This is a genomic window from Chryseobacterium sp. PvR013 (assembly GCF_017833095.1).
Taxonomy (GTDB): Bacteria; Bacteroidota; Bacteroidia; order Flavobacteriales; family Weeksellaceae; genus Chryseobacterium; species Chryseobacterium culicis_A.
Genome location: NZ_JAFIBT010000001.1, coordinates 767,161 through 791,708, shown reverse-complemented (window position 1 = coordinate 791,708; position 24,548 = coordinate 767,161). Strand labels below are relative to the sequence as shown.

The window sequence follows — 24,548 nt, the reverse complement described above, 5'->3', positions numbered from 1 at the left end:
TTTAATTTTTTCTATCCATTGCCAGATAATTATCTTCAATTCTGCTGATCAGTATGTAAAATAAACCTGCATAAATCATCTGAATTCCCATGGCTTCCCAATTTTCAACGGTACTGCTTCCAAAAAGCAGCAGGATGATGAGGGAAGCTCCAGCTATGGTGGCAATGCGGGTTTTAAAACCAATCATCAGCAATAATCCAATGAGAAATTCCAAAAAGGGGAGCGTTATCCCAAAGAGCTGTACCAATGGCTGTGGAAGCCAGCTTGTTTCAAAACCTTTCATCATTCCTGAGGCAAAGTCCTGTAATTTTACCAATCGGACCAATCCGTGTCCTAAAAGGTTTATTCCCATCGAAACACGAAGGAAAAAATAGGCTGTTTTTGTATTCATAGAATATTTTTTTGGTTGGAAGCTGGAAGTTTTATACGGTAGTTTCATTCTACTGTCTTAAGGAACTGTAATTTGTTTTTGAAGACCTTAATAACTTCCTTCCTCCAGCTTCCCGCTTCCTTACTTATTAAACTTTTCTTCACTATTATCAACCGGAGTATCGGGATCATTCATTACCATTTTGGCGATATCATCTTTTCTCATAAAGACTACGCCTTGTTTTTCTTTGGTGTATTTAATGAATTCTTCCATGGCGTGCACCATTGCCGGAGTTCCACCGATTCTGTCATGAAAACTGATACTCATCATTCTTCTTTTAGAAGCACCTTCTTCATAGAGACGATCAAACTCAAACTTCAATTGAGCCAGAAACTGATCCGGACTCCAGTGCTTTCCTTCGATATTGACAATATCATTGTTACGCAATGTATAAGGAATCACTACAAAATTTTTACCTTTTACTTTGGTAATGAAGGGCTCATCATGGCTTACATCATCTATGTGATACAAAAAGCCGAGCTCCTGTAATACTTTAAGGGTATTCGGGCTTCTTCTGAGCCAATTAGCGTTATAACCAACAGCTTTCTTCCCTGTGATCTTTTCAACCACATTGACGCCTTCTTTAACAAAATTCAATTCATCAGAATAGCTCTTATTCCATTGATTGTCCCAGGAAATACCATGAGCGGCAATTTCATGCCCTCCGTTTGCAATGGCTTTAGCAACTTCGGGATATTTTTCCGCTGCCGTTCCCACTACATGAGACGTTACTTTAATATTGTATTTTTTCCATAAATCCAGCATCCGGTAAGTGCCTTCATTCCCACCATAACGGTACCAGCTTTCCGCCGGAAGATCCGGTTGTCCCTTAGGAAGAGGTGTTCCACTGAACGGACTTTCTGCTCCTTCCGGTTGGCCACCTGTTTCAAACTGCATAGAAACAGAAATGACCAGCTGAGCCCCATTAGGCCAGTGCTTTTTGGTGGAAACCTTTGTTTCATGCGGTTCCTTTTTCTCTCTTTTATCTTTGTCCTGACGATCAGAAAAAGACATCAAAACGATTGTTGAGGCAAGCAACAATACCGATTGTTTTATGTATTTCATGTTGAATGTATTGATAGGACAAAATTGAGGAATAGCCCATCAGTTTGTATTGTAAAAATTAATGGTAAATTTGTAAAAATCCATTCTTAGATGAAACGAATCGTTAATTTCAATTCTTTTAATGTTTTCAGTATTGAAAAAGAAATTTGGGATGTTGAATATCACAATCATAATTTCTATGAACTGATTATTATAGAAAACGGGAAAGGACTTCATCATCTCAACAATATTACTTTTCCGTACAAAAAAGGAGATGTTTTTCTCTTAAGACCCAGTGATGGCCATGAGTTTTCTATTAAAAGCAAAACAAGGTTTATTTATATAAAATTTACGGAACAGTATATCTGGGAAAATCTTTTATCTAATAAAAAGAATGAACTTAAAAAGGTTGTTCAACTTCTGATGGAAGATCATTCTTTCGTTTACGAATCAGTAATTAAAAGTAAAACAGATAGAGTACACCTGTTACAGCTTGCCGGAATTCTCCTGTACGAGTTCAGTCATAAAAACACCTATAATAAAGAGATTACCAGCGATCTTTTTTCAGGGATCATTACCATTCTCATCCGAAATACGATGAATACTGCCACCACCAAAAACTGGATTACCCAAAATCTAAGCAGAATTGAAAGGATATTGTATTATATCAATGTCAATGCCCTGGATGCCAATAAAATGAAAATTGAGAATCTTGCCAAAGAGTTTATGCTTTCCCCCAATTATATCAGCATCTATATTAAAAAGCAGACTGGTTTCTCCATACAACAGCATATTATGCAGCATAAAATAAAAACAGCGGAAAAACTTTTACTCCAAAGCCACTACAACATCAGTGAGATAGCAGATAAGCTAAGTTTTAATGATGCCAGTCATTTCAATAAAATATTCAAAGCATATAAAGAAATGTCTCCTTCTGAGTTCAAAAAGAGATCAATAGAAAAGTGATTGATTAGCAAACAAATACAGTTTTATCTTTTTATTCCGATTGCTTTTAATGCACTGGATGTTAAAAAGATGTCATCAAAAACAGTAAGGGATTCTACATCGTTAAATCCTGAAGGAATAAGATCATTTTTATTAAAAGATAATTCAATAGAAGGATCATATGAAGCTATAATCCGCACTTTTGAATAGCCGTTATAATCTACTTTAAAACCTTCAAACATGCAGTTCTGCTCAGCCTTCTGATATTCCGCGTATTCTTCAAATCCGGCAACATCTGTTCTTTTCCCGTCATTATGATCCAGAGATTTCCATTCAAAATAGTTTTTAGGCTCTTTCAGAATATCTCCTTTACGGTCTACGGGAACAAACATTCCAAGAGTCAAACGCTTCTTTAAGAAATTGGCATAATTATTCATCAGATTCAAAATCTGAAGATCGGCATATCCTTCGTGAGAATAATATTCAAGCACGAAAGTGGTCATCGGAATCAGCTTATGAGAAGCATCAGTCGGCATAATGAGTCTTTACTTTTTTTGGCCGATAAAAATAGTATTTTTATTGGCGCTACCCAATGGAAACAGGTGAATAGCATGGAATTTATACCCATTCTGAATAACAATAAGAGTAGGAATGTCCTTCATTATTCAGTATTTTTGAAGGAAATAACCTTTTAACAATAGCAAACTCTTTTCCAAAAAAGGGAAATATTAGGTTTGTCCAAATTACAATATGTTGAAAAAGATACTATTAGGAGCCGGCATTATTCATTGCTGTTTTTATTCTATCATGGCTCAAAAACCTGGTGAGCATCCTGTTTATACCTCCGAATGGGGACATCTCTATCGTGAAAATGGGAATAATAAAGACCTTCTGGGAATATTTTCTACCGAAGCTCCTGTTTACCTTCTGGATTCTACCCAAACCCAATATAAAGTACAGGTAAGTAATGGTGATATTGGGTTTATAGATCGTCAGCCTTTATTAAAATCCATGCGTGGCAAGAAATCTTCGGGTGAACCTGTTCAGTATTTTTATAGAGGAACACAGGGATATCAGTGTCCACACTATTATGTACAGGTGTCTGAATTACGGGTAAGAAAAGCTCCTGCCATAGAAAGTGCCGCCATCCGAAGAGCTGCTTTAAATGAGCTGGTGTGTATTGATTATGTCCCTTTATATCAGGATGGCTGGGTATATATTGGAGATCATTTCCATGAAAACCCTGAATATATTCAAATGAAATATCTCGGTGCTGAACTTACTTATGAAAAAGTTCTGAAAGAATATCTTGCAGTGAAAGGAAAAAATAAGGAAAAGGAACTTACACAGGTGGGAAGATTACGTGAAATGGCATGGCTGGAGGACAAAAACCTGAAGCAGGCCTTGAATTACTGGAAAGAATCTTATACCAATGCCGGTGTAGAAAATCCTAAAATAGATATCGACTTTGAACGCTTTCTGGCTGATCAATTGGCAAAAAAACCGGGAACGGAAGCTTATGAAAAAAAACTTAAAGCACTGAACCTGCATTTTACATGGAAGGACACTCAACTTTTTGACGGAAAAATTACAGAAGCCCAAGTAAAACAGCTGGACATGCAGAAAGTGAAAGATATTCCCAATACTCCTGAATGTGGCTGGGAACCTCAATATTTTTACAAAACCCCAAACACCATTGTTGCCTTTGAAGAATATAAAGAAAAAGTTTCCGGTAGTATCTATAAAATGTCTTTTAGCAATGGTGAAGCTGTAATTCTCGGAAATGAACGTATTGATTCCAATTATAATGAAAAGGATTTTGTTAACCGTTTTGGAGATTTGCTATCTACTCAGTGGATCTCTTCACCCCATGAATATCACATTCAGAATAATGATGCAGGCCTTTTCATTTTCACCTTTAAAGATGGCAAACTTTTCAGCTATGAATGCATGTTCTATTGCTAAATTATTTTTAAATCTAAAATTAGGAGGTTTTCTCAAAACGATATTTACATTAAACTTTGGATCATCGCAAACCATAAAATAAGCGGGCTAAAGCCCACTTCCATTGATGTACAAATTACAAATATTCAATAGGAACGGGCTTTAGCCCGTTTTAATAAAAAAATATAAAGTCCAATGGCTTTAGCCCAAACCTAAAATATTATCTATTCGTATTTTCTAAAACTCTATCTATATTTTCCTACAAGGGTGATTAAATTTAAAGCTGTATCTTTACCCTACCAAAACAAAATAGTATAATATGTCATTTATCACACCGGAAGGAGCCAGGAAGGCTCAGCTATCCCTAACCGAAAGAGCACCCGTTGCCCACGCTATTCTCTCTGGGGAAGAGAATATTTCGAAATACAACAGTGGAGTATGTCATGATGTGGTAGCCTATGCATTATATATGCGTGGTGCCAGAATAAGCCCTACTCAGCTGGCAGAATCAGCAGGACAAAAATGGTTAACTCTGTTTAATTATCCTGCAGGAGAAAAATGGGATGGATATTCACCCATTCCCGGAGGAAAAGCCATTGGTTTTTACAGACTTATTGATAAAACCTTCTTTCATTCAGCAATTACTACAGGAAACGGAAATGAAATAAGATCTGTAAACGGTTTTTCGTTAGGATCTGCATGGACTGTGCCTGTAGATATGAAATGGGTATTAGGTAAAAAGAATTCTGATGGAACCTTCAATTATGACGGGACCAAAATAGAAGTCTATATCTCTTCCTTATAAGAGCAAACAAAGGTAAAAAGGCAGATGAGCGAATACGTTTTTCTGCCTTTTTGCTTTTTTAAGCGTCAGCACATTTCGGACAAATCCCGCTGATAATAAAATTGTATTCCTGTGCGATAAAATGCTCCGGTAAACTGATTTCCGGAATAGCATTTTCAATGCATGTTACAGAATGGCATTCTTTACAGTTAAAATGAACATGATTGTGAAAATGCTGCTCATGACTGCATTTGCCGCTGCACTTTGCAAAATTTACCACTCCGTCAATATTGACAATCTTGTGGATAGCACCTTCGTTTTCAAGCCTTTCCAATACCCTGTAAATGGTTACTCTATTGCACAAATCACCCAGTTTTTTCTGAATATCAGAGTGGGTAAGGGCTACATCTGAACCATTAATAAGGTTTAAAATTTCAGTTTTAGCATGAGTATTTCTGACCTGTTTCATATTTTAATGCAACAAAGTTGCGTTATTTAATTTTTTATTTCTACTTTTGCAACAAAGTTACGATAAGAAAATTAATCCATACTATTATGAAATCAAAAATTCTTGATGCTGTAGGAATCTCCGCTGCTGTTTTATGCCTGATTCATTGTATTGTCTTTCCATTATTACTGATTGTTCCATTGGGAATATCACACAATCCCTATATTGATCTGGGTTTCCTTTCTATTGGTGTAGTTGTCGTATTCAGGGTAACCCACAAAATGGAGAAGCGCTGGCTGAAATTTTTATTCTGGATATCTATTGCTCTTATCTTTATTTCTGTACTCACAGATCTCCTGTTTGAAGTACATATTCCTCTGATCTACGTAGGAGCAGCAGGTTTAATTACAGGTCATATCATCAATTTTAAAAATCATAAACATTAAAAACATGACTAAAAAACTTCCTGTAACTGTACTCAGTGGCTTCCTGGGAGCGGGAAAAACGACATTATTAAACCATATTCTGCACAACAAACAGGGCTTAAAAGTAGCGGTTATTGTGAACGATATGAGTGAAGTTAATATTGATGCCCGCCTTGTTGAAAATCAAAATACCCTTTCAAGAACAGAAGAAAAACTGGTGGAAATGAGTAACGGATGCATTTGCTGCACACTCCGGGAAGATCTTATGGTAGAAGTAGAACGCCTTGCTCATGAAAACCGTTTCGACTATCTCCTTATTGAAAGTACAGGAATCAGTGAGCCTATTCCGGTTGCCCAGACCTTTACGTATGTGGATGAAGAGAGCGGAATCGATCTTTCCAAGTTCAGTTATGTAGATACAATGGTAACGGTGGTAGATTGTTTCAACTTTATGCATGATTTCGGTTCTAATGAAATGCTGACGGATCGTGACCTTACAGATATGGAAGGGGATTACAGAACTATTGTTAATCTTCTTACCGACCAGATTGAATTTGCCAATGTGATTATTTTAAACAAAACAGATCTTATCAATGCTGAAACCCTTGGCTTTTTAACAGCTGCCATAAAGAAACTGAATCCGGATGCAGTTCTTCTCCATTCTGAATTCGGGAAAATTGACCCTCAAAAGATTTTGAATACACAGCTTTTTGATTTTGATAAAGCACAATCTTCAGCAGGCTGGCAAAAGGAATTACAGTCTGAACATCATATTCCTGAAACTGAAGAATACGGAATAAGTTCAATGGTTTTCAGGGATAAGAGACCTTTTCATCCCGTAAGATTATGGGAATACCTGAACCAGCAATACCCGGAAGGAGCAATCAGAGCTAAAGGATTGTTCTGGCTGGCTTCAAGACCCAATGATGCTTTGAATTTTTCCCAGGCAGGAGGATCTTTTCGTCTTGAAAAGGCGGGTGTATGGTGGTGCAGCATGCCTTTGAATCAAAGGGTACAATATTCTTCATTTGCAGAAAATCAAAAATTTATAGAAAGCAGATGGGATAAAAACTGGGGAGACCGAATCAATGAACTGGTGTTTATCGGGCAGAATCTGGCTAAAGATCAAATGTTATTACATCTGCAACACTGCCTCATTAATGATAAGGAAAAAGAAATGTTTGATCAGGATATGATGTTTGAAGATCCGTTTCCCAAGAACATTTAAAATTAACCTTTATTTAATGCAACAAAGTTTCAGTAAAACACTAAATACAATAACTTACAGCATTATTTCAAAACAATATGGACAGAAGAAAATTTCTAAAAGGATCTGCAATACTTTCAGGATTATTGACCTTATCACCGTCTGATCTCTGGAGCTTCGGGAAAAATAACGAAAAATCCGGGACAGGTAAAGCAAAGAATATCATTTTTATGATTAGTGACGGAATGAGCCTCGGAACGCTTTCAATGGCAGACCTTTATTCACGGAATATTTTAGGAAAGGGAAGTAACTGGTTCAATTTGTATCATGAGAAGAAAGTAACACGCGCTTTGATGGATACCGCTTCAGCAAGTTCTATTGTTACAGATTCTGCGGCCGCAAGCTCAGCATTCGGTGGAGGAATCAGAGTAAAAAACGGAACACTGAACATGGGAGCTAACGGAGAGAAACATCTTCCCATATGGCAGCAATATAAAAAAGCAGGAAAGAAAGCAGGTTGTGTAACCTCTGTAACCATTACTCATGCTACTCCTGCCGGATTCTGTGTGAATTCTTCCAGAAGAAATGCTGAACCTCAAATTGCTGAAATGTATGCTGATCTGGAACTTGATGTACTGTTGGGAGGAGGAGATGAGTTTTTCAACCCTGCCAAAAGAGAAGACAAAAAAGATCTCTATTCTGTTTATCGCCAAAAAGGATACCGGATTCTAAAAACACAAAATGATCTGAAAGAAATCAGAAAAGGAGAGAAACTGCTGGGTATTTTCAATACAGGTGCATTACCTTATAGTATTGACAGAGCTCATCTCCAGGAATTCAAAAATACACCAACGCTGGCTGAAATGGCTCATGCAGCCATCCATCAGATGAAAGATCATCCCGAAGGTTTTGTCCTTCAGATAGAAGCAGGAAAAGTAGACTGGGCAGCCCATGCCAATGATGTAGCAGCGTTGATACACGATCAGCTGGCGTTTGATGAAGCTGTAAAAACAGTCATAGATTTTGCTGAAAAAGATGGAAATACCCTCGTGATTATTACCACAGACCATGGAAATGCCAACCCCGGAACGATTTATGGAACAGAGGCCACCAAGAATTTTAACAGTATTTCAGACTATCAATATACCAATGAATATATTCTGAACAAGATTCAGAAAGAGCATTCGGTAAAAGATATTAAAGACTGGATTTATGAGGGCAACAAAATTGTTCTGAATGATGAGGAGGCCAGGCATATGCTGAGTTTTTACAACAGGCTTGAGAAAGAGGAAGAAGGACTTTATAATTATAAAAAACTGCCCTTTAAACTGTATTCAGAAATTCAGAAAAGCAGAAATTCTGTAGGATGGATCAGTATGGACCATTCCGGAGATTATGTGGAAGTGGCAGCCTATGGCCCTGGAAACGAACTTTTACAGCCTTTCATTAAAAATACAGACCTGCATGATCTGATGCTGAAAGCCTGTTTAATATAGACATTCATATTTTTTTTCATATTCAATTATTTGGGAGATACGAGGCGGATTGATTGTGTCCGCCTTGTTTTTTTGTGCGTAAGAGATTTTAGATTTCTCCCATTACAAACATATTTTCCATGGTAGGAATCGCACTTCCACCTTCTTTTTCAAGAGTAATGGCAAAAGCCTGCGCTTGAGGAATACTGGCCAAAGCAATTCTGCTGTCTTTATCTTCCGTGTACATTCCTGCATTTACCGGTTTTCCGTCTTCTATTGCCCAAAGCTGATACTGCATTCCTTCAGGAGCTTTAGGAAGTTTTTCGGCATTCAGATAGACTTCTTTTGTTTTTTTATCCCAGAAAACCATTGCTTTGGCTTCTGTATGCTTTTCAACTCCTTTCAGCATCACCATCTGCATATCAGGATTAGAGAACATATCAATCTTCAGATTCATTCTTTCCATAGCCTGAGCCTGAGCCTTTTTATCAGCAGCCAGTAAAGCCATTTCCTTTTTATCAGAAGATTGTGTATTCATCATGAACACATTTCCGCCAACACTGATCAGAAACAATAAAGAAGCCGCTATTGCATAGGGTTTCCAATTGGTATTCTTTTGAATATTCACTCTTTCAGTGGTTTCTCTATGATCTTTAATTTCAGGAATATTTGTTGAAAGTGTAGGACTTACTTCTTCAACATTCTGTTCCTGTTGAATCTTATTCCAGATCTTAGATCTCAACTCGCTTGGAGGTGTTACAGCTTGTGCTGTAGCAAGATGTTCCAAAGTCTTTTGTGCTCCTTCAAAAGCCTCCTTTACTTCAGCATTATTCTTCATCACACACTCCAAAATCCCTGCTTCCTCAGGAGAAGCATGGCCAAGAATATAAGATTCTATAATTCCGGATGATATGTATTCTTTAGTGTTCAATTTATTGATAATCTTTTAGCAAATCTTTTAATTTCATCAATGCATTCCGCATTTTCGTTTTTACCGTTCCCAGCGGTATCTTCAGTTTTTCTGATATTTCATGTTGGGTATATCCCTGATAATACGCAAGATCAATAAGCTCCTGCTTGTCTGTTTCCAAACCTTCAAGTACGTTATTAAATCCAATATAATCGGAAGAATTATTCGTTGTTGAAAGCTCTGCAGTATTATATACGAAATCCGGAAGTGATTGGTTTTTAAGTTCGTTCTGGAATGCTTTTGATTTTAAATAATCGATAGCAGTATTCCTGGCAATATTGATCATCCAGGTATAAAACCTTCCTTTTGAAGCATCATATTGATGAATAGAGTTCCAAATTTTAACAAAAACATCCTGTATAATTTCTTCAGTATATTCTTTAGACTGAACAATTCGAAGAATAATTCCGTACAGCGCACCAGAATAGTGGTCATACAGATAATGAAAACCATTTTCGTTTTTTTCTTTTAGTAAAACGATAAGTTCCTCTTCAGAATAGGTTGTTTTAATAGTATTTATTTTTCTATCCAAATGTAATAAAATAAAACATATTCCCAAAAAAATCTATCTCAACTTTTATATCGTACATGATTTTAAGAAAATAATTAAAAAATAGTAAATATGAAAACGTTAGCTTCAAAAACAATATTCACTTTTTGCATGGCACTATTTTTCGGAACCTGTAATGCACAAAGTACACTTTTTAAAAATAAAAATCCTTATTACTCCCACACTGCAGAAAATGTACTGAAAGTAAGCAATAGTGAATGGAAAAAGATTTTAAAACCTGAACTCTATCAGGTTGCAAGGGAAGGAGATACAGAAACTGCTTTTACCGGTAAATATTATGAATTTGATGAAAAGGGAACCTATTATTGTGCTGTCTGTGGAAACCCTCTTTTCATTTCAACTTCCAAATTTGCCACTACTTGCGGCTGGCCTTCCTTTTATCAACCTATCCGTAAAAACAGTGTTAAATACAGAAAAGATACTTCTTATCATATGGAACGTACAGAAGTATTATGTGGAAGATGTGATTCTCATTTGGGACATGTCTTCGATGATGGTCCAAAACCTACAGGAAAACGGTTTTGTATGAATTCTATCTGTCTTGAATTTGTTCCAGGTAAAAATAATTAACTGAAAATCAATCAATTGTAATTTATTTTATTTTTTTTCAATCTAAAATAAAACCAACCTCGTAAATGACATTAAAGACACATATTAAATATAATTAATAAAAAAATCAACACAATGAACACACAGTCAAAAATCACAGTTTTAGCAATGGTAGCTTTATCATTTGCTTTCAGCGGAAAGGTAACTGCACAAACGATGAAAGAAAAAACAGTAATGGTGGGAGGAGCTCCAATGTATCCATCCAAAAATATTATTGAAAATGCTATTAACTCTAAAGATCACAAAACCCTTGTTGCAGCAGTAAAAGCTGCAGGCTTGGTAGAAACATTACAGGGAGCAGGTCCTTTTACTGTATTGGCACCTACAGATGCTGCCTTTGCAAAACTTCCGAAAGGAACAGTAGAAAGTCTTGTAAAACCTGAGAACAAAGCAACACTTACGAGCATCCTTACTTATCACGTTCTACCAGGAAGATACAGTGCAAAAGAAATCTGGGCTGCTGTAAAAGCAGGAAATGGAAAAAGCATGATGAAAACTGTACAGGGAGAGGATCTTACATTCTGGACCAAAGGAAAAGACCTTTACATTAAAGATGCAAAAGGAAACAGTGCCAAAGTGACTATTGCTGATGTGAACCAATCTAACGGAGTAATTCATGTAATAGATACGGTTTTAATGCCATAACAATTTCTAAGATTTCAAACAGCATATTGGAATATGCTGTTTTTATTTCTTTTATATCTAACACTAAAAAATTAATAGTATGAAAAAGACAATTCAGGTTTCTAATCAGGGTGCTACCCTTGATACCAGCAGAAGAAACTTTTTAAAATTAAGTGGAGTGGGATTGGCTGTTGCAGGCCTTACCTTAATAGGTTGTGATGACAGTGATGACTTTATGATTATAGAAGAATCCAAGTATGATCTTGGAACAGGAGATGTAGGCGTATTGAACTATGCCTATGCACTGGAACAGCTTGAAGCAGATTTTTATACAAAAGTGGTCAACAATTTTTATACCGGAATTTCCAGTATTGAAAAACAGGTCTTTACTGATCTCTACCATCATGAGGTCATCCATCGGGATTTTTTCAAAGCAGCCATTAGCGGAGCTACAGATCATGTGCTTCCAAAACTTGAATTCCAGTATCCAAATGTGAATTTTAATGACAGAAATTCGGTACTGGCTACTGCAAAAGCATTAGAAGATACCGGTGTGGCAGCGTATAATGGTGCCGGAAAATATATTTCCAATCCTGCTTATCTTGTCATTGCCGGAAAAATAGTTTCGGTGGAAGCCAGACATGCTTCTGCCATCAGAAATTTAATCAATCCGGGATCTGCAGATTTTTCAGGAGATGATGTGATAGATGCCAACGGTCTTGACCTTGCCAAAGAACCCAAAGACATAGTAATGGCCGCAGGAGCATTTATCAAAACACCTTTTACCTGGAAAGAAAGAGGTATCAACTAATCATTCATCTTAAAAAACTTACATTATGAATATTCTTAGATTACTGGATAAGCTTTCACATGATAAATTTTTTACCACAGAAGCTTCAAGATTAGAAACCCTTACGAATATATCCTTATTCGGAAAAAAAGCCGCTACAGCAGCCGTTCCTCTTGGATTAGGCACATTGATGGCTACTTCTGCCAAAGCAGAAACTACAAAACCCGTTTTAACGGGTACTGCTTTAAAAAGCACATTGACAGATGCTTTACAACTGGCATTGGTACTGGAATACCTGGAAAATGAGTATTACAGCATAGGACTGTCAACACCAGGACTAATCCCCAATGCAGACAGAACTGTTTTCATGCAGATTTCAAAACATGAATCCGCCCATGTAAGCTTTCTGAAAAGCACGCTGACTTCTTTAGGGACAACCCCGGGGAATAAACCTACTTTTGATTTTACGGCCGGCGGAAACTTTATGCCTTTTACAGATTATAACCAGTTTCTTATCCTTGCGCAAGCCTTTGAAGATACCGGAGTAAGAGCGTATAAAGGGCAGGCAGGAAACGTAATGTCCAATAAAGTAGTGCTTCAGGCAGCCTTACAGATTCATTCCGTGGAAGCCAGACATGCTTCACAGGTAAGAAGAATGAGAGCCAATAAAGGATGGATTGAGCTTGCTGATGGAGGAAGTATGCCTTCAGCTACTAATCCTGTTTATGCCGGAGAAGACAATACCAATCAGGCAGGCTACAACACAGCAACTCTGTTTGGCGCTGCAGCAGGTTCTGCAGCTTATGATGAAATTTTAAGTGGCAGCGATGCACAGGCTATTGCTTCACTCTTTATAGTTTAGTTGTGATTTGGATGATGATAAGTGGTGAGTCCATTTCCTGAAAATACGGAAATGGACTTTTATAAACATCAATCGTCAGGCCTTAAGAAAACACATTATGAACTACTTATATCATCCCGGTTCATTCATTAAGTACCCTATTTTACAGAGGGTACTTTTTATTTTCATAATGCTCATTAATTCCATATAAGCACAGGATTCTTATAAACTATTTTAAAATAAATATACATATAGCTTTATTAACAAATTTACCACAATAGAATACAAAATTATTTCGTACTTTGGTTTACTTATTAAAATAATAATTTAAAGTGCTGAAAAATATTTAAAATATAAACTTTAAGGCCTTGATTATCATTTTTTAATAATCAAAAAAGAATAGTCTCTAATTGTTGATATAATATATGAAGAAGTATCCAATTCCTGCGAATGAAGAAGGTCGAATAAAAAAACTGGAGTATTTTAATCTTTTAAACCTTGAAAAAGATCCCCAGTTAGACATTTTTGCAGAAACAGCATGCCTTGTGACAGACTGCCCTGCAGCCCTTATTGCTATGATGGAAAGCGAAACCCAAACCATCCAGAGCTGTGTGGGGCTTGCCCTGGATTTTGTAGACAGGAAAAATACTGTATGTCAATATTCTATCGCTAGTGGTGACGTTGTAATTATTAATGATACATTATTGGATGAAAGATCTTCCGATAATCCTCTTATTCTGGCAGGGGGAATCCGGTTTTATGCAGGAGTTCCTTTGATTGATGATGAAGGATTTGTATTAGGAACATTATGTGTTATTGATTATAAACCTAAAACAATCACAGACGATCAGATTTCGACCCTGAAAAAAATAGGAGAGGCCATTACAAAAGTCCTGATGGGAAAAAGGAAAAACATCCAGGCTGAATATTTTCAACAAACTTTTACCATTTCGAATAACCTGATCTGTGTTCTGGATAAAAACTTTCTTCTGAAAGAGAGCAATCCGGCTTTTGAAAAAACCTTTCAAATGGATAAAAGTCAGATTCTCGATCAGAATTTCCTGGACCTGATAGGGAATCATAATTCTCAACTCCAATTACTTTCCAAAAACCTTCCCAATACGGATGAAGAAGTAACATTTACTACTTCAACAAAAATAGATGATACTCAAACCATCATTATTGAATGGTCTTTAAAACTCAATCACAACCATTCAGAGATTTTTTGTTTCGGAATCAATATTACCCAACGTATCGAAGAAAAACTCAAACTGGAAAGCTCCGAGCGCCGTTTCAGAAGCTTCTTCGAAAACGCCATAGGTTTGATGAGTATGCATGATATGGAAGGAAATATCATTGCTGTCAACGAAAAAGGAAGAGAATCCTTGCAATATTCTGCTGAAGAGGTAGAAAGGCTGAATTTAAAAGACCTTGTTCCTAAAAAAAACTGGCCTCTTCTAGAGCAATATCTCGAGCGGATTAACAAAAACCAGGAAGATTTCGGAACCATGATTCTGAAAGCAAAAGGAGGTGAAGAAATGATCTGGATGTATCACAATCTTGTGGAGATCAATAAAGAAGGAAACCCTTATGTGGTCAGCACCGCACTGAATGTTACTGAAAGAGTGACTTTGGAAAAAGATCTGGTGCATACGAAAAAGATGCTGGAACAGACCAGTGCTGTTGCCCAGGTGGGAGGATGGGAAGTAAATCTGAAAAACAATACCGTCACTTGGTCACAATCTACCAGAGAAATACATAAAATAGATAAGGATTTTCAGCCTAATTTTGACAATGCTCTGGGTTTCTATACTGAAAAAAGCAGGGAAAGACTGCAATTCTTATTCGAAAAGACTGTAAAAGAAGGCATTCCCTACGATGAAGAATTACAGCTTGTACAAAATGACGGGGTAATGATCTGGGTAAGGGTAAAAGGTATACCTGAAATTGAAGATGGAGTATGCACCAGAGTCTACGGAATCATTCAGAATATTGATACCTTCAAAAAAGTTTATCTTGAACTGGCCAAGAAAGAGGCTATGCTACAGTCTTTTGTAAAATATGTACCTTCTACAGTAGCCATGTTCGACAAAGATCTTAATTATGTTTCTGTAAGCAGAAGCTGGAAAGATGAATTTCAGATGAACGACATCAGGCTTATTGGTGAAAATATGTTTAAAATTTCTCCCAATGTACCTGATGAAAGACTAAAAATATATCAGGAAGCACTGGCAGGAAAGGCCTACAAGAATGAAGACATGGCAATAGAAGTTCCGGGTAAAGGAATTATTCAGCATTACAGCGTAGAGGTTACGCCATGGTATCTTTCCAATAATGTTATCGGGGGAATTATTGTTTCTGCCCAAAATATTACAGCATCTGTAAAGATCAACAGAGAACTGAAAAATGCTAAGAAAATGGCAGATATTGCCAGCAAAGCAAAATCTGAATTCTTAGCTAACATGAGCCATGAAATCCGAACTCCACTGAATGGGGTTATTGGTTTTTCCGACCTTCTTTTAAAAACGCCTTTGAATGATATACAGACCCAATATCTCAATTATATCAATGAATCAGGAGAGAATTTATTGAATATCATCAACGATATACTTGATTTTTCCAAGGTAGAATCCGGAAAAATGGACCTTATTATTGATAAGTCTAATATTTATGACATGGTAAGCCAGGTAATCAATGTTATCCTTTACCAGTCGCAGAAAAAGAATATAGAATTACTGTTAAATATAGAACAGGGACTTCCTGAAACAATCTGGCTTGATGAATCAAGACTGAAGCAAATTTTGATCAACCTCCTTGGAAATGCAGTAAAATTTACAACACAGGGAGAAATAGAACTTAAAGTAGAAAAACTGAATCTGGACAGCCAAAATATCAAACTCAGGTTTTCCGTAAGAGATACCGGAATTGGGATTCCTAAGGAAAAACAACAGCATATTTTCAATGCCTTTACCCAGGAAAACAGCTCTATCAGCAAACAGTATGGAGGAACAGGTCTTGGATTAACAATTTCCAATAATATCCTGAACTACATGGGAAGCAAGCTGTCATTGGTAAGCGAACTTCAGAAAGGTTCCGTTTTCTATTTTGACATCGAAGTTCCTTATGAAATGTCTGATCACCGTGAGGATGATGACCTGAAAATAAGCAAGGTACTTATTGTAGATGATAATGAAGCCAACAGGATTATTATCCAGCATATGCTTGCCTATAAAAATGTGGATTCAAAACTTGCGGCCAATGGAATGGAAGCGCTTCAGATACTGCTTGCCGGAGAGCGTTTTGATGTCATTCTGATGGATTATCACATGCCGATTATTTCCGGGCTGGAAACCATAGAAAAAATCAAGGAACTGTTTAATACACAAAATGAATCTTCTCCTCTGATTATCCTTCACACGTCTTCTGAAGAACATGATGTCATTAATTCTTTCCGTCAGGAAAGCAATTCATACTTCCTGCTGAAACCTATCAAATCCGAAGAACTTTACAAAACCTTGAGAAGGGCGGTAAAAAATACTGAAAAAGAGATCACCAGCAGTTCACAGCCGGAAATAGAAACCTCAATACTGATGCAATCGCCGGAGGTTTTATTGGTGGATGACAACCCGGTGAATATGGTGCTGAATAATAAAATGATGCGTTCATTAATCCCTGATGCACAGCTTACAGAAGCTACAGACGGCCTTCAGGCATTTCAGCTTTGTAAAGAAAAAACATTCAATATTATTTTAATGGATGTTCAGATGCCGGTAATGGATGGGATTGAAGCGACAAAACAAATCCGATTATTGCCGGAGTATCACAACATTCCGATTATTGGAGTAACCGCAGGAAATGTACTGGGCGAGAAAGAAAAATGTCTGGATTCCGGAATGAATGACTTCCTTCCTAAACCTTTAAGACAGGCAGATTTGCTGGAAATGCTAAAAAAGTACATCCTTAATGAAAACCCTATCAATATCCCATCTGAAGATTCGGCCAATACACCAAATTATCTTGATATCAATGTCCTGAACGAACAAATAGGTGATGACGACGAGGATTTCAGAAAAATTTTCCTGAACCTTGTAGTAGATCAACTTACCCAGGCTGAAGAAAATATCAAAAAAAGCACAGCAGAAAAAGACAGTGCCAATATGAAATTGATTCTTCACAAGCTGAAAGGAACAGCAGGAACAGCAGGATTGGTAAGACTTACAGAACGTAGCGCCCACTGGGAAAGCCAAACAGAAGCCAACATGGATTTTGCTTCCATGGAAAAAGAAATGATCCGGGAAATAACAACAGGATTACAATTAATAAAAAATCTAATACAATAAAAAACTAAAATTATGCTGATTCTAATCGCCGAAGACGACGAACTGATTCTAAAAACGATTGAACATAAATTATTAAAAGAAGGGCATGAAGTGATCCTAACCCGCAACGGAAAAGACGCTATTGAAACTTTGAAAACCAAGGATATAGACCTGGCTATCACAGATATCATGATGCCGTTTGCCTCCGGAATTGAAATACTTTCAGCCATTAAAACCATGGGTAAGCAGATCCCGGTGATTATGCTTTCCAGTATGGGGCAGGAAGAAGTGGTACTGAATGCTTTTGACCTGGGAGCAGCCGATTTCATCATAAAGCCATTCAGTCCCAATGAATTGATATTAAGAATAAAAAGATTTTCTTCAAAATAAACTACAGCCATGTTTCTCACCACTTCTGTGCATTTTCTCTTTCTTGTTTTTCTGGGAATGCTATCATTAGTACTCTTACTGATCATAGCGGTACTGATCTACAGCTTTTATCAGTACAGAGAATCTCTTCAGGCTTTCAGATGGTCTGAAGTGATCAATAAAAAAATCTCAGAAGTGATTGTATATAGTGAAGAGGAAATACCAGCAAACAGTAACTTTTCAGCAGCTTCCGGCAATGCCTCATTCAGAAATTTATTCCTTCAGAGACTGGCAGAATCCGAGAAGAAATTTTCCGGAGCAGCCCAGAATAAACTCAAAGACTTATTTCAGGAATACAGCCTTCAGGAAGAAGCATTGAAAAAACTGAATCAAAAGAAAGAACATATCATTGCAGGAGGAATACAGGAGCTTACGGCTATGCAAGTAGAAGAAGCCTTACCTAAAATTTCTACATTTTTAACCCATCCTTCAGCTCAGGTATATCAGGAAGCTCAATATGCGATGGTGAATTTTAAGGGATTTGAAGGTCTTCATTTCCTGAACAGCATTTCATCAAAAATTTCGGAATGGCAACAGCTTCGTTTGCTGATTTCAATTACCAATATTCCTGAAAACTCCGGAGAAAGTATTAAAATCTGGATGGAAAGTTCTAATGACTCCGTAGTTATTTTCACCCTTAAACTATTAAGAAAATTTCAGGTATTATCTCTCTATTCTACCGTAACTGATGTATTGGATCATCCTTCTGTTGATGTACGGGTACAGGCAGTTCAGACTTTATTATCACTGGAAAATTCATCTACCATTGGTGATCTTATGGAAGTGTATCCGCAACAGCCAATTGAAGTACAGAAAGAAATCCTTAAAGTCATGAAAAAGTCAAAAGACCAGTGCTGTACAGATTTTCTGAAGGATCAATTATTGAACACTCCTGATTCGGGAATAAAAGTGTATGCTGCAGAAGCTTTATGTGCTTTGGAAAAACAGGAATACCTGACAAAACTATCCCAAAAGGAAAACTCTTCTGAAGAATTAATTCAAATCATTAAATACGCATTGCAGGAAAAAGTATGTTAGAATTCTCACACATCATCTATGAAGTTGTTATTTGGGTGTTTCTGATTTATGGAACAGCAGTAACCCTTATCTATGGCTGGATAGGAATTTATGCGCTGGGTGCCGTATTGCGTTATAAAAAAGAAAATACATTTACAGATTACAGCATTATTGCGGCAAATCCAAACGCTCCTGTATTCAGTGTTATTGCTCCGGCCTATAATGAAGGAATGACCATTGTGGAAAATGTACGTTCCCTGTTATCCCTTTACTATCATAATCTGGAAATCATTATTGTTAATGACGGAAGTAAGGACGATTCCATTCAAAAGCTAATTGAAGCTTACGAACTTGAGTCTGTAGCTTATTTCATTCAGGGAAAAATAGAAACCAATGCGGTAAGAGGCGTTTATAAAAGTAAAAATCCGGCCTTTAAAAAACTGATTGTGGTTGATAAAGAAAACGGAGGAAAAGCAGATGCTTTAAATGTTGGAGTGAATATTTCTTCCGGCGAATATCTGGTCTGCATTGATGTTGACTGTATTCTGGAGCAGGATTCTATTTTAAAACTTGCAAAGCCCATGCTGGAGCAGACTGATAAAAAGTTCATTGCATGCGGCGGAGTGATTCGTCTGGCCAACAATTGTGTCATTGAAAACGGAAAAGTAGTCAGTGTCAACATGCCGAAAACTCTTCTGGGAAGAACTCAGGCATTGGAATATATACGGGCTTTTGTTCTCGGACGTATGGCATGGTCCCGCGCATCAGGGTTAATCCTGATCTCTGGTGCTTTTGGAGTATTTGACAGAAAAATTGTACTGGCATGCGGTGGTTATGATAAAAACACCGTAGGAGAGGATATGGAGCTGGTGGTAAGAATGAGAAAATACATGGAGGAAAAGAATGAGCCTTACGAAGTGCTTACCATTCCGGATCCTTTATGCTGGACGGAAGTTCCCGAATCCAAAGATATTCTTAAAAAACAGAGAAACAGATGGATGCGAGGAACCATGGAAACCTTGTGGAAACACAGAAAACTCATGTTCAATCCGAAGTATAAAAAACTGGGAATGATCAGTCTTCCTTACTGGTTCTTCTTTGAATTTCTGGGACCACTCATCGAATTTTCGGGCTATATTATCTTCATTATCTTTTTATTGTTGGGAATTATCAACTGGCCTTTCTTTATCGTTCTGTTTGCTCTCGTCATATCAATGGGATTTCTCTATTCCATCTATGCGATATTAGTGGATCTCGTAAGCCATCAGGTCTATACCAAAAGAAAAGATTTCCTTAGATTGATTTTCACCGCTTTTTCCGAACCTTTTTATTTCCATCCTATTGTAGTAAAAGCAGGAGTAAACGGATTTATAGATTATTTCAAAAAATCCCATGGCTGGGGCGAAATGACGAGACAAGGTTTCAATCAGAGTACACAGCACTTACCTCTAAAAGAAAGAATATATGCTATCCTTCAGGCAGGGCTGAAAAAATGGGGAATGCTGGCGCTGGTTTTCTTTGTTTTATTTTTAATAGGAGTTGCCGCAGAATCATTGTGGTACAAATATACTTTTCCAAAATTTGAAACATCTGCCATTATTGGTAATCTTTTCGTAGAAAATATTTTATTTGCGTTTAAACTGACATTCTGTATTGGAGTCGTATATCTGATCATTAATTTTATCAAAGAAGGCTGGGCAAGGACTTTGGGAATGATAACGTTGCTTATTGTAGCGGTTACCCAATATATCTTGTTCCTGTATTTTTCTGAAAGCCGTAATGTATTGGGGGCAGATCTCTTATACTACAGCAAAGAAGAGATGAAGCAGATTTTGCAGGCAAGCGGAATGCTCAACTTCAAAAACTTTGCATTACTGGGAATTTTAATTACCGGCTCTCTCATTCCTTTATGGATTGCAGGCAAAACAGCTTTAAAATCAATCTATCCCGGATTGGTATTATTAATTTTCGGGCTGGCGGCATTTTTCATTCCATCCAATATAGCAGGATCTAAGATTTTAGGTTCTGAGAGTGAGTTTAATCAAAATGCAGCAAAAAGCAAATGGGCATATTTCTTTAAATCCAATGAAGACAATTTTATCAGCGACCACCCGGAACTGACTGAATTACTGAGCGAAAATGAAGATTTTGCAGCCAACGCAGAAATGATTGATAAAAACTTTCCGTTCTGGAGAAAAGAAAATACACAGGATTTCTTAGGATCTTATCTTAACAAGTCTGAGAAGGTTCCTAATCTTGTTTTCCTTATTATGGAAGGTTTTGGACATGCCTATACCTCTCCAAAAGGGTATATCGGGAATTTTACCCCTTATCTTGATTCTTTATCAGGTAAAGGATTATTCTGGGAAAACAGCTTAAGCTCAGCAGGAAGAACATTCGGAGCATTGCCATCACTGACAGGATCACTTCCTTTCGGAAAGAACGGCTTCCTTGAAATAGAGAAAACACCGGAGAATTTCAATCTTTATAATATCCTTAAAGCAAATGGTTTTGAAACTGGATTTTATTACGGAGGTCACGCATCCTTTGACCGTTACCGTGAATTTCTGGAATACAGCGGAGTAGATCATATCGTAGACGAAGCTTCATTCAGCAGCCCTTACCGTAAACTTCCCGCCAACAACGGAGAAAGCTGGGGATATGAGGATCAGGCTGTCTTAGATAAAGTGCAGCAGCAACAGAAACCACAGAATAAGCCGTATTTCAATATGATACTCACGCTTTCAACCCATAATCCTTTTTTAATCAACAATAAAAATTATTATGAAAAGCTGTACAACCAAAGGCTTAATTCAGGGATTTTAACTGCTGAACAGAAAAAATGGGCAGCCGCTCATAAAGATCAGCTCATTTCAGTATTGAATGCAGATGATGCTATAAAAGGCTTCTTTGAAAACTACAGCAAACGACCGGATTTTAAAAACACAATTTTTGTGATCACGGGAGATCACAGTATGCCTGAAATTACATTACAATCTAAAATCGACAGGTTCCATGTACCCTTATTAATCTATTCTCCATTATTAAAAGAATCAAAACGTTTTCACAAAACAGTCAGTCATTTTGATATTGCACCTTCTATTTTAGCGTACTACAGAAATAATTATAAAATCAGTACTCCTTCTACAGTAACATGGGTAGGAAGAGGTTTTTCTGAAGATTCTGAGATAAGCAAAACCGGAATTCCTATGATGCAGAGTAAAAACCAACTGATCGACTTTGTATCTGAAAAGTATTACATCCATGACGGACAACTTTTCACACTGAAAAATATGGAAGAGGGCGCAGACAATGATGCGGCAGCCATGAATAAGATCAATGGCAGATTCAATCAATACAAAAGTATGAATGCCAAGTTTTATTCTACGAAAAAGCTGATGCCGGATTCGGTAATGGTCAATTTTAAGAAAAAAACGAAATCAGGATTTTAAAACTTTCGGGTGTAGCCTAAAGTAAGATCAAACTGATTTCCTTTCTCACCCGGACGGAATTCCTGATTATAATACATCGTTCCCAAAGAAAAAAGATTGACAGAGCGGTAAGAAAAATTATATTCAGCTCCTACTTTAAAGGTTTTAAGCTTAAAAGTCTCGTTTTCCAGAAGGTTATTACGGTACTCTTCAGGGCTTATACCTGTTCCGATCTGAAAAGCAAAATAGTCCTGAGCTCCTTTTGTATAATATCGTACCGTACCTGTATAAGAATGTGAAATATTCTTGCTGTCAGGTGTAATGTAAGTACGCAGGTTGAACCAGAAATTCTTATAATATTTACCCACAGCAGCAGTAAACATCCAGATACTGTTGCTGAAATAAAGCTGACGATAGCCCAGCTCTGCCTCAAAACTATGAGGAAGATTGGCATTTAAAGAAACTCCGGTGCGGTATTTCGGAAAGAGACCAACATCATCAGAATATCCTCCGCCAACGTACAAATAAAACATTTTGGAAAGTCTCGGATAGGCTTCCAGCTCAATCTGTGTGCCGCCCTGTGCAAACTTATTGGCATAATTACCCCGAAGGATCACAGAACCAATCGGCGTAATTCTCTTATAGCTTACCCCCACGATGTGCCAGTCATCATCAAACTGTTTGTCAAAATGGGAATAATTATAAACAATTCCTACCGCATTTTTAGAAGAAAGATCATTTATCCTTACCGCAAGAGCTCTTGCCTCAGTATTTTTAGGATTGATGGATAAAAGAGTTTTTACAGCTTTTTCGGCTTCCTCATAATTATCCATGCCAAAATATACTTTTGCCTTCAGCAGCAGTAATGCTTCAGATTTTGAATGGTAAGAAAGTCCTTTATCTATAATTTCAATAGCCTTTGTATTCTGATCATTCCAGTATTCCAATGACGCATAGGCAAGAAAATAATCTTCATCCTGAACCTCTCTTTTTCCAAGATCTTCAAACACAGCTCTTGCTGCAGCCAGGTCTTTGTTCCAGGTATATAGCCTTCCCAGAAAAACTGAAATATCTGTATAATTGGGTGCTTTTTCCAATGCTTCTTTGGCGAGTGCTATAGATGTAGTATAATCTTTCTGTTCAAAAGCAGTGGTACGGGCTTTAACAAACAATTCATCAGCAGACAAATTTTGCTGGCCATACATTGTGATTGGAAAAAGTAATGCTAATAAAAAGGTCGGGTATCTTTTCATCGAAGTTTATTATTAATGAGCTACATCTGGTATCACAAATATATTGAACTTTTATTTCTCAAACCAGAGATTATTCATTAAAACTTATTTTTTTGAGATTATTATTCCATAAAATACCAAATAATAGATATTTATGATGGAATAATTATTGTCGTAATTAAAAAGAATTGATTTTCTAAAAAACCTTCATCATGAAAATAGCAACCTATAATGTGAACGGAATCAATGGCCGTCTTCCTGTTTTACTGAAATGGCTGAAAGAAACGTCTCCGGATATTGTCTGCCTTCAGGAATTAAAAGCCCCACAGGAACGCTTTCCATTACAGGATATCAATAACGCAGGATATCAGGCCATATGGAACGGACAAAAAAGCTGGAACGGAGTAGCCATACTGGCAAAAAACAGAGAAATAACTGAAGTACAAAGATCTTTACCCGGTGATCCAGACGATGTTCAGAGCCGTTATATAGAAGCTATTATTGATCAAATGGTAATCTGCTGCCTGTATCTTCCCAATGGAAATCCTTATCCGGGGCCCAAATTTGATTATAAATTATCTTGGATTAAGCGTTTTAAAAGACGAACCAACCAGCTCATTAAAATGGAACTTCCCGCCATACTGATCGGTGATTTCAATATTATACCGGAACCTATGGATGTTTATAAACCTGAACGTTGGGAAAATGATGCGCTATACAGGACAGAAGTAAGAAAAGCATTTAAGGACCTTCAGAAAAAAGGCTGGCTTGATTCTATACGAAGTCTTTATCCTGATGAGAAAATTTATACCTTCTGGGATTATTTGTATAAAGCTTACGACCGTAATGCGGGAATGAGACTTGATCATATTTTATTAAGTCCTTATCTACAACCCAGACTGGCATCCGGTGGAGTAGACAGCCATGTAAGAGGTTGGGAAAAAAGCAGTGATCATGCTCCTGTTTGGATTGAACTATCGGATCATCTGTAATGACAGAAGTTCATATACAAT

General features: G+C 37.1%; 22 protein-coding genes. 15 read left to right on the top strand and 7 right to left on the bottom strand.

Annotated features, from left to right (window positions below; genetic code table 11):
• Position 1 precedes the first annotated feature (1 nt).
• Both JOE44_RS03665 and JOE44_RS03660 read right to left on the bottom strand, forming a co-directional pair.
• A complete protein-coding gene (locus JOE44_RS03665; protein WP_209784375.1) occupies positions 2-391 on the bottom strand; it encodes a DoxX family protein in 390 nt (129 codons plus the stop codon).
• 120 nt (positions 392-511) lie between these two features.
• Positions 512-1,495, bottom strand: a complete 984-nt coding sequence (locus tag JOE44_RS03660) for a polysaccharide deacetylase family protein (RefSeq protein WP_209784374.1) — start codon at positions 1,493-1,495, stop codon at positions 512-514.
• Positions 1,496-1,585: 90 nt separating this feature from the next.
• Here JOE44_RS03660 and JOE44_RS03655 point away from each other — a divergent pair, with 90 nt between their 5' ends.
• The gene (locus tag JOE44_RS03655; protein ID WP_209784373.1) at positions 1,586-2,440 is read left to right on the top strand and encodes an AraC family transcriptional regulator; all 855 of its coding nucleotides are present in this window, start codon (positions 1,586-1,588) and stop codon (positions 2,438-2,440) included.
• Positions 2,441-2,463: 23 nt separating this feature from the next.
• Here JOE44_RS03655 and JOE44_RS03650 read toward each other — a convergent pair whose 3' ends face one another.
• Positions 2,464-2,955 (bottom strand): hypothetical protein, encoded by a 492-nt coding sequence (locus JOE44_RS03650; RefSeq protein ID WP_209784372.1) that lies wholly within the window; start codon positions 2,953-2,955, stop codon positions 2,464-2,466.
• Positions 2,956-3,172: 217 nt separating this feature from the next.
• Between JOE44_RS03650 and JOE44_RS03645 the strand changes: the two genes are divergently transcribed.
• Both JOE44_RS03645 and JOE44_RS03640 read left to right on the top strand, forming a co-directional pair.
• Positions 3,173-4,384 carry a hypothetical protein gene (locus JOE44_RS03645; protein ID WP_209784371.1) on the top strand — a complete coding sequence of 404 codons (1,212 nt, stop codon included), beginning with the start codon at positions 3,173-3,175 and terminating at the stop codon, positions 4,382-4,384.
• Between the two features lie 298 nt (positions 4,385-4,682).
• Positions 4,683-5,168: a hypothetical protein gene (locus JOE44_RS03640; protein ID WP_209784370.1), complete on the top strand. Its 486-nt coding sequence runs from the start codon at positions 4,683-4,685 to the stop codon at positions 5,166-5,168.
• 58 nt (positions 5,169-5,226) lie between these two features.
• Here the strand turns inward: JOE44_RS03640 and JOE44_RS03635 are convergent, their stop codons facing one another.
• Positions 5,227-5,616, bottom strand: coding sequence for a transcriptional repressor (locus JOE44_RS03635; protein WP_114820230.1), 390 nt, complete (start codon positions 5,614-5,616; stop codon positions 5,227-5,229).
• Between the two features lie 86 nt (positions 5,617-5,702).
• Between JOE44_RS03635 and JOE44_RS03630 the strand changes: the two genes are divergently transcribed.
• The 3 genes from JOE44_RS03630 (at position 5,703) to JOE44_RS03620 (ending at position 8,723) form a co-directional block, all read left to right on the top strand.
• Positions 5,703-6,041 (top strand): MerC domain-containing protein, encoded by a 339-nt coding sequence (locus JOE44_RS03630; RefSeq protein WP_209784369.1) that lies wholly within the window; start codon positions 5,703-5,705, stop codon positions 6,039-6,041.
• Positions 6,042-6,045: 4 nt separating this feature from the next.
• On the top strand, positions 6,046-7,248 hold the full coding sequence (locus JOE44_RS03625; RefSeq protein ID WP_209784368.1) for a GTP-binding protein: 1,203 nt from the start codon (positions 6,046-6,048) through the stop codon (positions 7,246-7,248).
• Between the two features lie 77 nt (positions 7,249-7,325).
• Positions 7,326-8,723 carry an alkaline phosphatase gene (locus tag JOE44_RS03620; protein ID WP_209784367.1) on the top strand — a complete coding sequence of 466 codons (1,398 nt, stop codon included), beginning with the start codon at positions 7,326-7,328 and terminating at the stop codon, positions 8,721-8,723.
• Positions 8,724-8,811: 88 nt separating this feature from the next.
• On the opposite strand, the gene JOE44_RS03615 is transcribed toward JOE44_RS03620, so the two are convergent.
• Positions 8,812-9,633, bottom strand: a complete 822-nt coding sequence (locus tag JOE44_RS03615) for an anti-sigma factor (protein ID WP_209784366.1) — start codon at positions 9,631-9,633, stop codon at positions 8,812-8,814.
• 1 nt (position 9,634) lies between these two features.
• Positions 9,635-10,204: a sigma-70 family RNA polymerase sigma factor gene (locus tag JOE44_RS03610; protein ID WP_228421627.1), complete on the bottom strand. Its 570-nt coding sequence runs from the start codon at positions 10,202-10,204 to the stop codon at positions 9,635-9,637.
• A 129-nt stretch (positions 10,205-10,333) separates the two neighbouring features.
• Between JOE44_RS03610 and msrB the strand changes: the two genes are divergently transcribed.
• The 8 genes from msrB to JOE44_RS25340 all read left to right on the top strand — a co-directional run bounded on the left by msrB (position 10,334) and on the right by JOE44_RS25340 (position 22,324).
• Positions 10,334-10,813, top strand: coding sequence for a peptide-methionine (R)-S-oxide reductase MsrB (gene msrB / locus JOE44_RS03605; RefSeq protein WP_245169872.1), 480 nt, complete (start codon positions 10,334-10,336; stop codon positions 10,811-10,813).
• A gap of 114 nt (positions 10,814-10,927) precedes the next feature.
• Positions 10,928-11,497 (top strand): fasciclin domain-containing protein, encoded by a 570-nt coding sequence (locus JOE44_RS03600; RefSeq protein ID WP_209784364.1) that lies wholly within the window; start codon positions 10,928-10,930, stop codon positions 11,495-11,497.
• Positions 11,498-11,576: 79 nt separating this feature from the next.
• Positions 11,577-12,287, top strand: a complete 711-nt coding sequence (locus JOE44_RS03595; RefSeq protein ID WP_209784363.1) for a ferritin-like domain-containing protein — start codon at positions 11,577-11,579, stop codon at positions 12,285-12,287.
• A gap of 25 nt (positions 12,288-12,312) precedes the next feature.
• On the top strand, positions 12,313-13,128 hold the full coding sequence (locus JOE44_RS03590) for a ferritin-like domain-containing protein (RefSeq protein ID WP_209784362.1): 816 nt from the start codon (positions 12,313-12,315) through the stop codon (positions 13,126-13,128).
• 404 nt (positions 13,129-13,532) lie between these two features.
• Positions 13,533-17,447 (top strand): response regulator, encoded by a 3,915-nt coding sequence (locus JOE44_RS03585; protein ID WP_209784361.1) that lies wholly within the window; start codon positions 13,533-13,535, stop codon positions 17,445-17,447.
• Between the two features lie 12 nt (positions 17,448-17,459).
• Positions 17,460-17,816 (top strand): response regulator, encoded by a 357-nt coding sequence (locus JOE44_RS03580; protein WP_209784360.1) that lies wholly within the window; start codon positions 17,460-17,462, stop codon positions 17,814-17,816.
• Positions 17,817-17,825: 9 nt separating this feature from the next.
• Positions 17,826-18,893, top strand: a complete 1,068-nt coding sequence (locus JOE44_RS03575; RefSeq protein WP_209784359.1) for a HEAT repeat domain-containing protein — start codon at positions 17,826-17,828, stop codon at positions 18,891-18,893.
• Positions 18,887-22,324: a sulfatase-like hydrolase/transferase gene (locus JOE44_RS25340; RefSeq protein ID WP_209784358.1), complete on the top strand. Its 3,438-nt coding sequence runs from the start codon at positions 18,887-18,889 to the stop codon at positions 22,322-22,324. Before JOE44_RS03575 ends, JOE44_RS25340 begins: the two co-directional genes overlap by 7 nt.
• Here JOE44_RS25340 and JOE44_RS03565 read toward each other — a convergent pair.
• Entirely contained in the window at positions 22,321-23,556 is a 1,236-nt protein-coding gene (locus JOE44_RS03565; protein ID WP_209784357.1) for a YaiO family outer membrane beta-barrel protein, read from the bottom strand. The genes JOE44_RS25340 and JOE44_RS03565 overlap by 4 nt on opposite strands.
• A 191-nt stretch (positions 23,557-23,747) precedes the next feature.
• Between JOE44_RS03565 and xth the strand changes: the two genes are divergently transcribed.
• The gene (xth, locus tag JOE44_RS03560; protein ID WP_209784356.1) at positions 23,748-24,527 is read left to right on the top strand and encodes an exodeoxyribonuclease III; all 780 of its coding nucleotides are present in this window, start codon (positions 23,748-23,750) and stop codon (positions 24,525-24,527) included.
• The last annotated feature ends 21 nt before the right edge of the window (positions 24,528-24,548 follow it).

Bases quoted from the DNA above. Each gene is read 5' to 3' on its own strand.
- JOE44_RS03585 (WP_209784361.1), top strand. From the start codon at position 13,533: ATGAAGAAGTATCCAATTCCTGCGAATGAAGAAGGTCGAATAAAAAAA.
- JOE44_RS03600 (WP_209784364.1), top strand. From the start codon at position 10,928: ATGAACACACAGTCAAAAATCACAGTTTTAGCAATGGTAGCTTTATCA.
- JOE44_RS03650 (WP_209784372.1), bottom strand. From the start codon at position 2,955: ATGCCGACTGATGCTTCTCATAAGCTGATTCCGATGACCACTTTCGTG.
- JOE44_RS03625 (WP_209784368.1), top strand. From the start codon at position 6,046: ATGACTAAAAAACTTCCTGTAACTGTACTCAGTGGCTTCCTGGGAGCG.
- JOE44_RS03640 (WP_209784370.1), top strand. From the start codon at position 4,683: ATGTCATTTATCACACCGGAAGGAGCCAGGAAGGCTCAGCTATCCCTA.
- JOE44_RS03595 (WP_209784363.1), top strand. From the start codon at position 11,577: ATGAAAAAGACAATTCAGGTTTCTAATCAGGGTGCTACCCTTGATACC.
- JOE44_RS03660 (WP_209784374.1), bottom strand. From the start codon at position 1,495: ATGAAATACATAAAACAATCGGTATTGTTGCTTGCCTCAACAATCGTT.
- xth (WP_209784356.1), top strand. From the start codon at position 23,748: ATGAAAATAGCAACCTATAATGTGAACGGAATCAATGGCCGTCTTCCT.
- JOE44_RS03580 (WP_209784360.1), top strand. From the start codon at position 17,460: ATGCTGATTCTAATCGCCGAAGACGACGAACTGATTCTAAAAACGATT.
- JOE44_RS03665 (WP_209784375.1), bottom strand. From the start codon at position 391: ATGAATACAAAAACAGCCTATTTTTTCCTTCGTGTTTCGATGGGAATA.
- JOE44_RS03575 (WP_209784359.1), top strand. From the start codon at position 17,826: ATGTTTCTCACCACTTCTGTGCATTTTCTCTTTCTTGTTTTTCTGGGA.
- JOE44_RS03630 (WP_209784369.1), top strand. From the start codon at position 5,703: ATGAAATCAAAAATTCTTGATGCTGTAGGAATCTCCGCTGCTGTTTTA.
- JOE44_RS03590 (WP_209784362.1), top strand. From the start codon at position 12,313: ATGAATATTCTTAGATTACTGGATAAGCTTTCACATGATAAATTTTTT.
- JOE44_RS25340 (WP_209784358.1), top strand. From the start codon at position 18,887: ATGTTAGAATTCTCACACATCATCTATGAAGTTGTTATTTGGGTGTTT.
- JOE44_RS03565 (WP_209784357.1), bottom strand. From the start codon at position 23,556: ATGAAAAGATACCCGACCTTTTTATTAGCATTACTTTTTCCAATCACA.
- JOE44_RS03620 (WP_209784367.1), top strand. From the start codon at position 7,326: ATGGACAGAAGAAAATTTCTAAAAGGATCTGCAATACTTTCAGGATTA.
- JOE44_RS03635 (WP_114820230.1), bottom strand. From the start codon at position 5,616: ATGAAACAGGTCAGAAATACTCATGCTAAAACTGAAATTTTAAACCTT.
- msrB (WP_245169872.1), top strand. From the start codon at position 10,334: ATGGCACTATTTTTCGGAACCTGTAATGCACAAAGTACACTTTTTAAA.
- JOE44_RS03655 (WP_209784373.1), top strand. From the start codon at position 1,586: ATGAAACGAATCGTTAATTTCAATTCTTTTAATGTTTTCAGTATTGAA.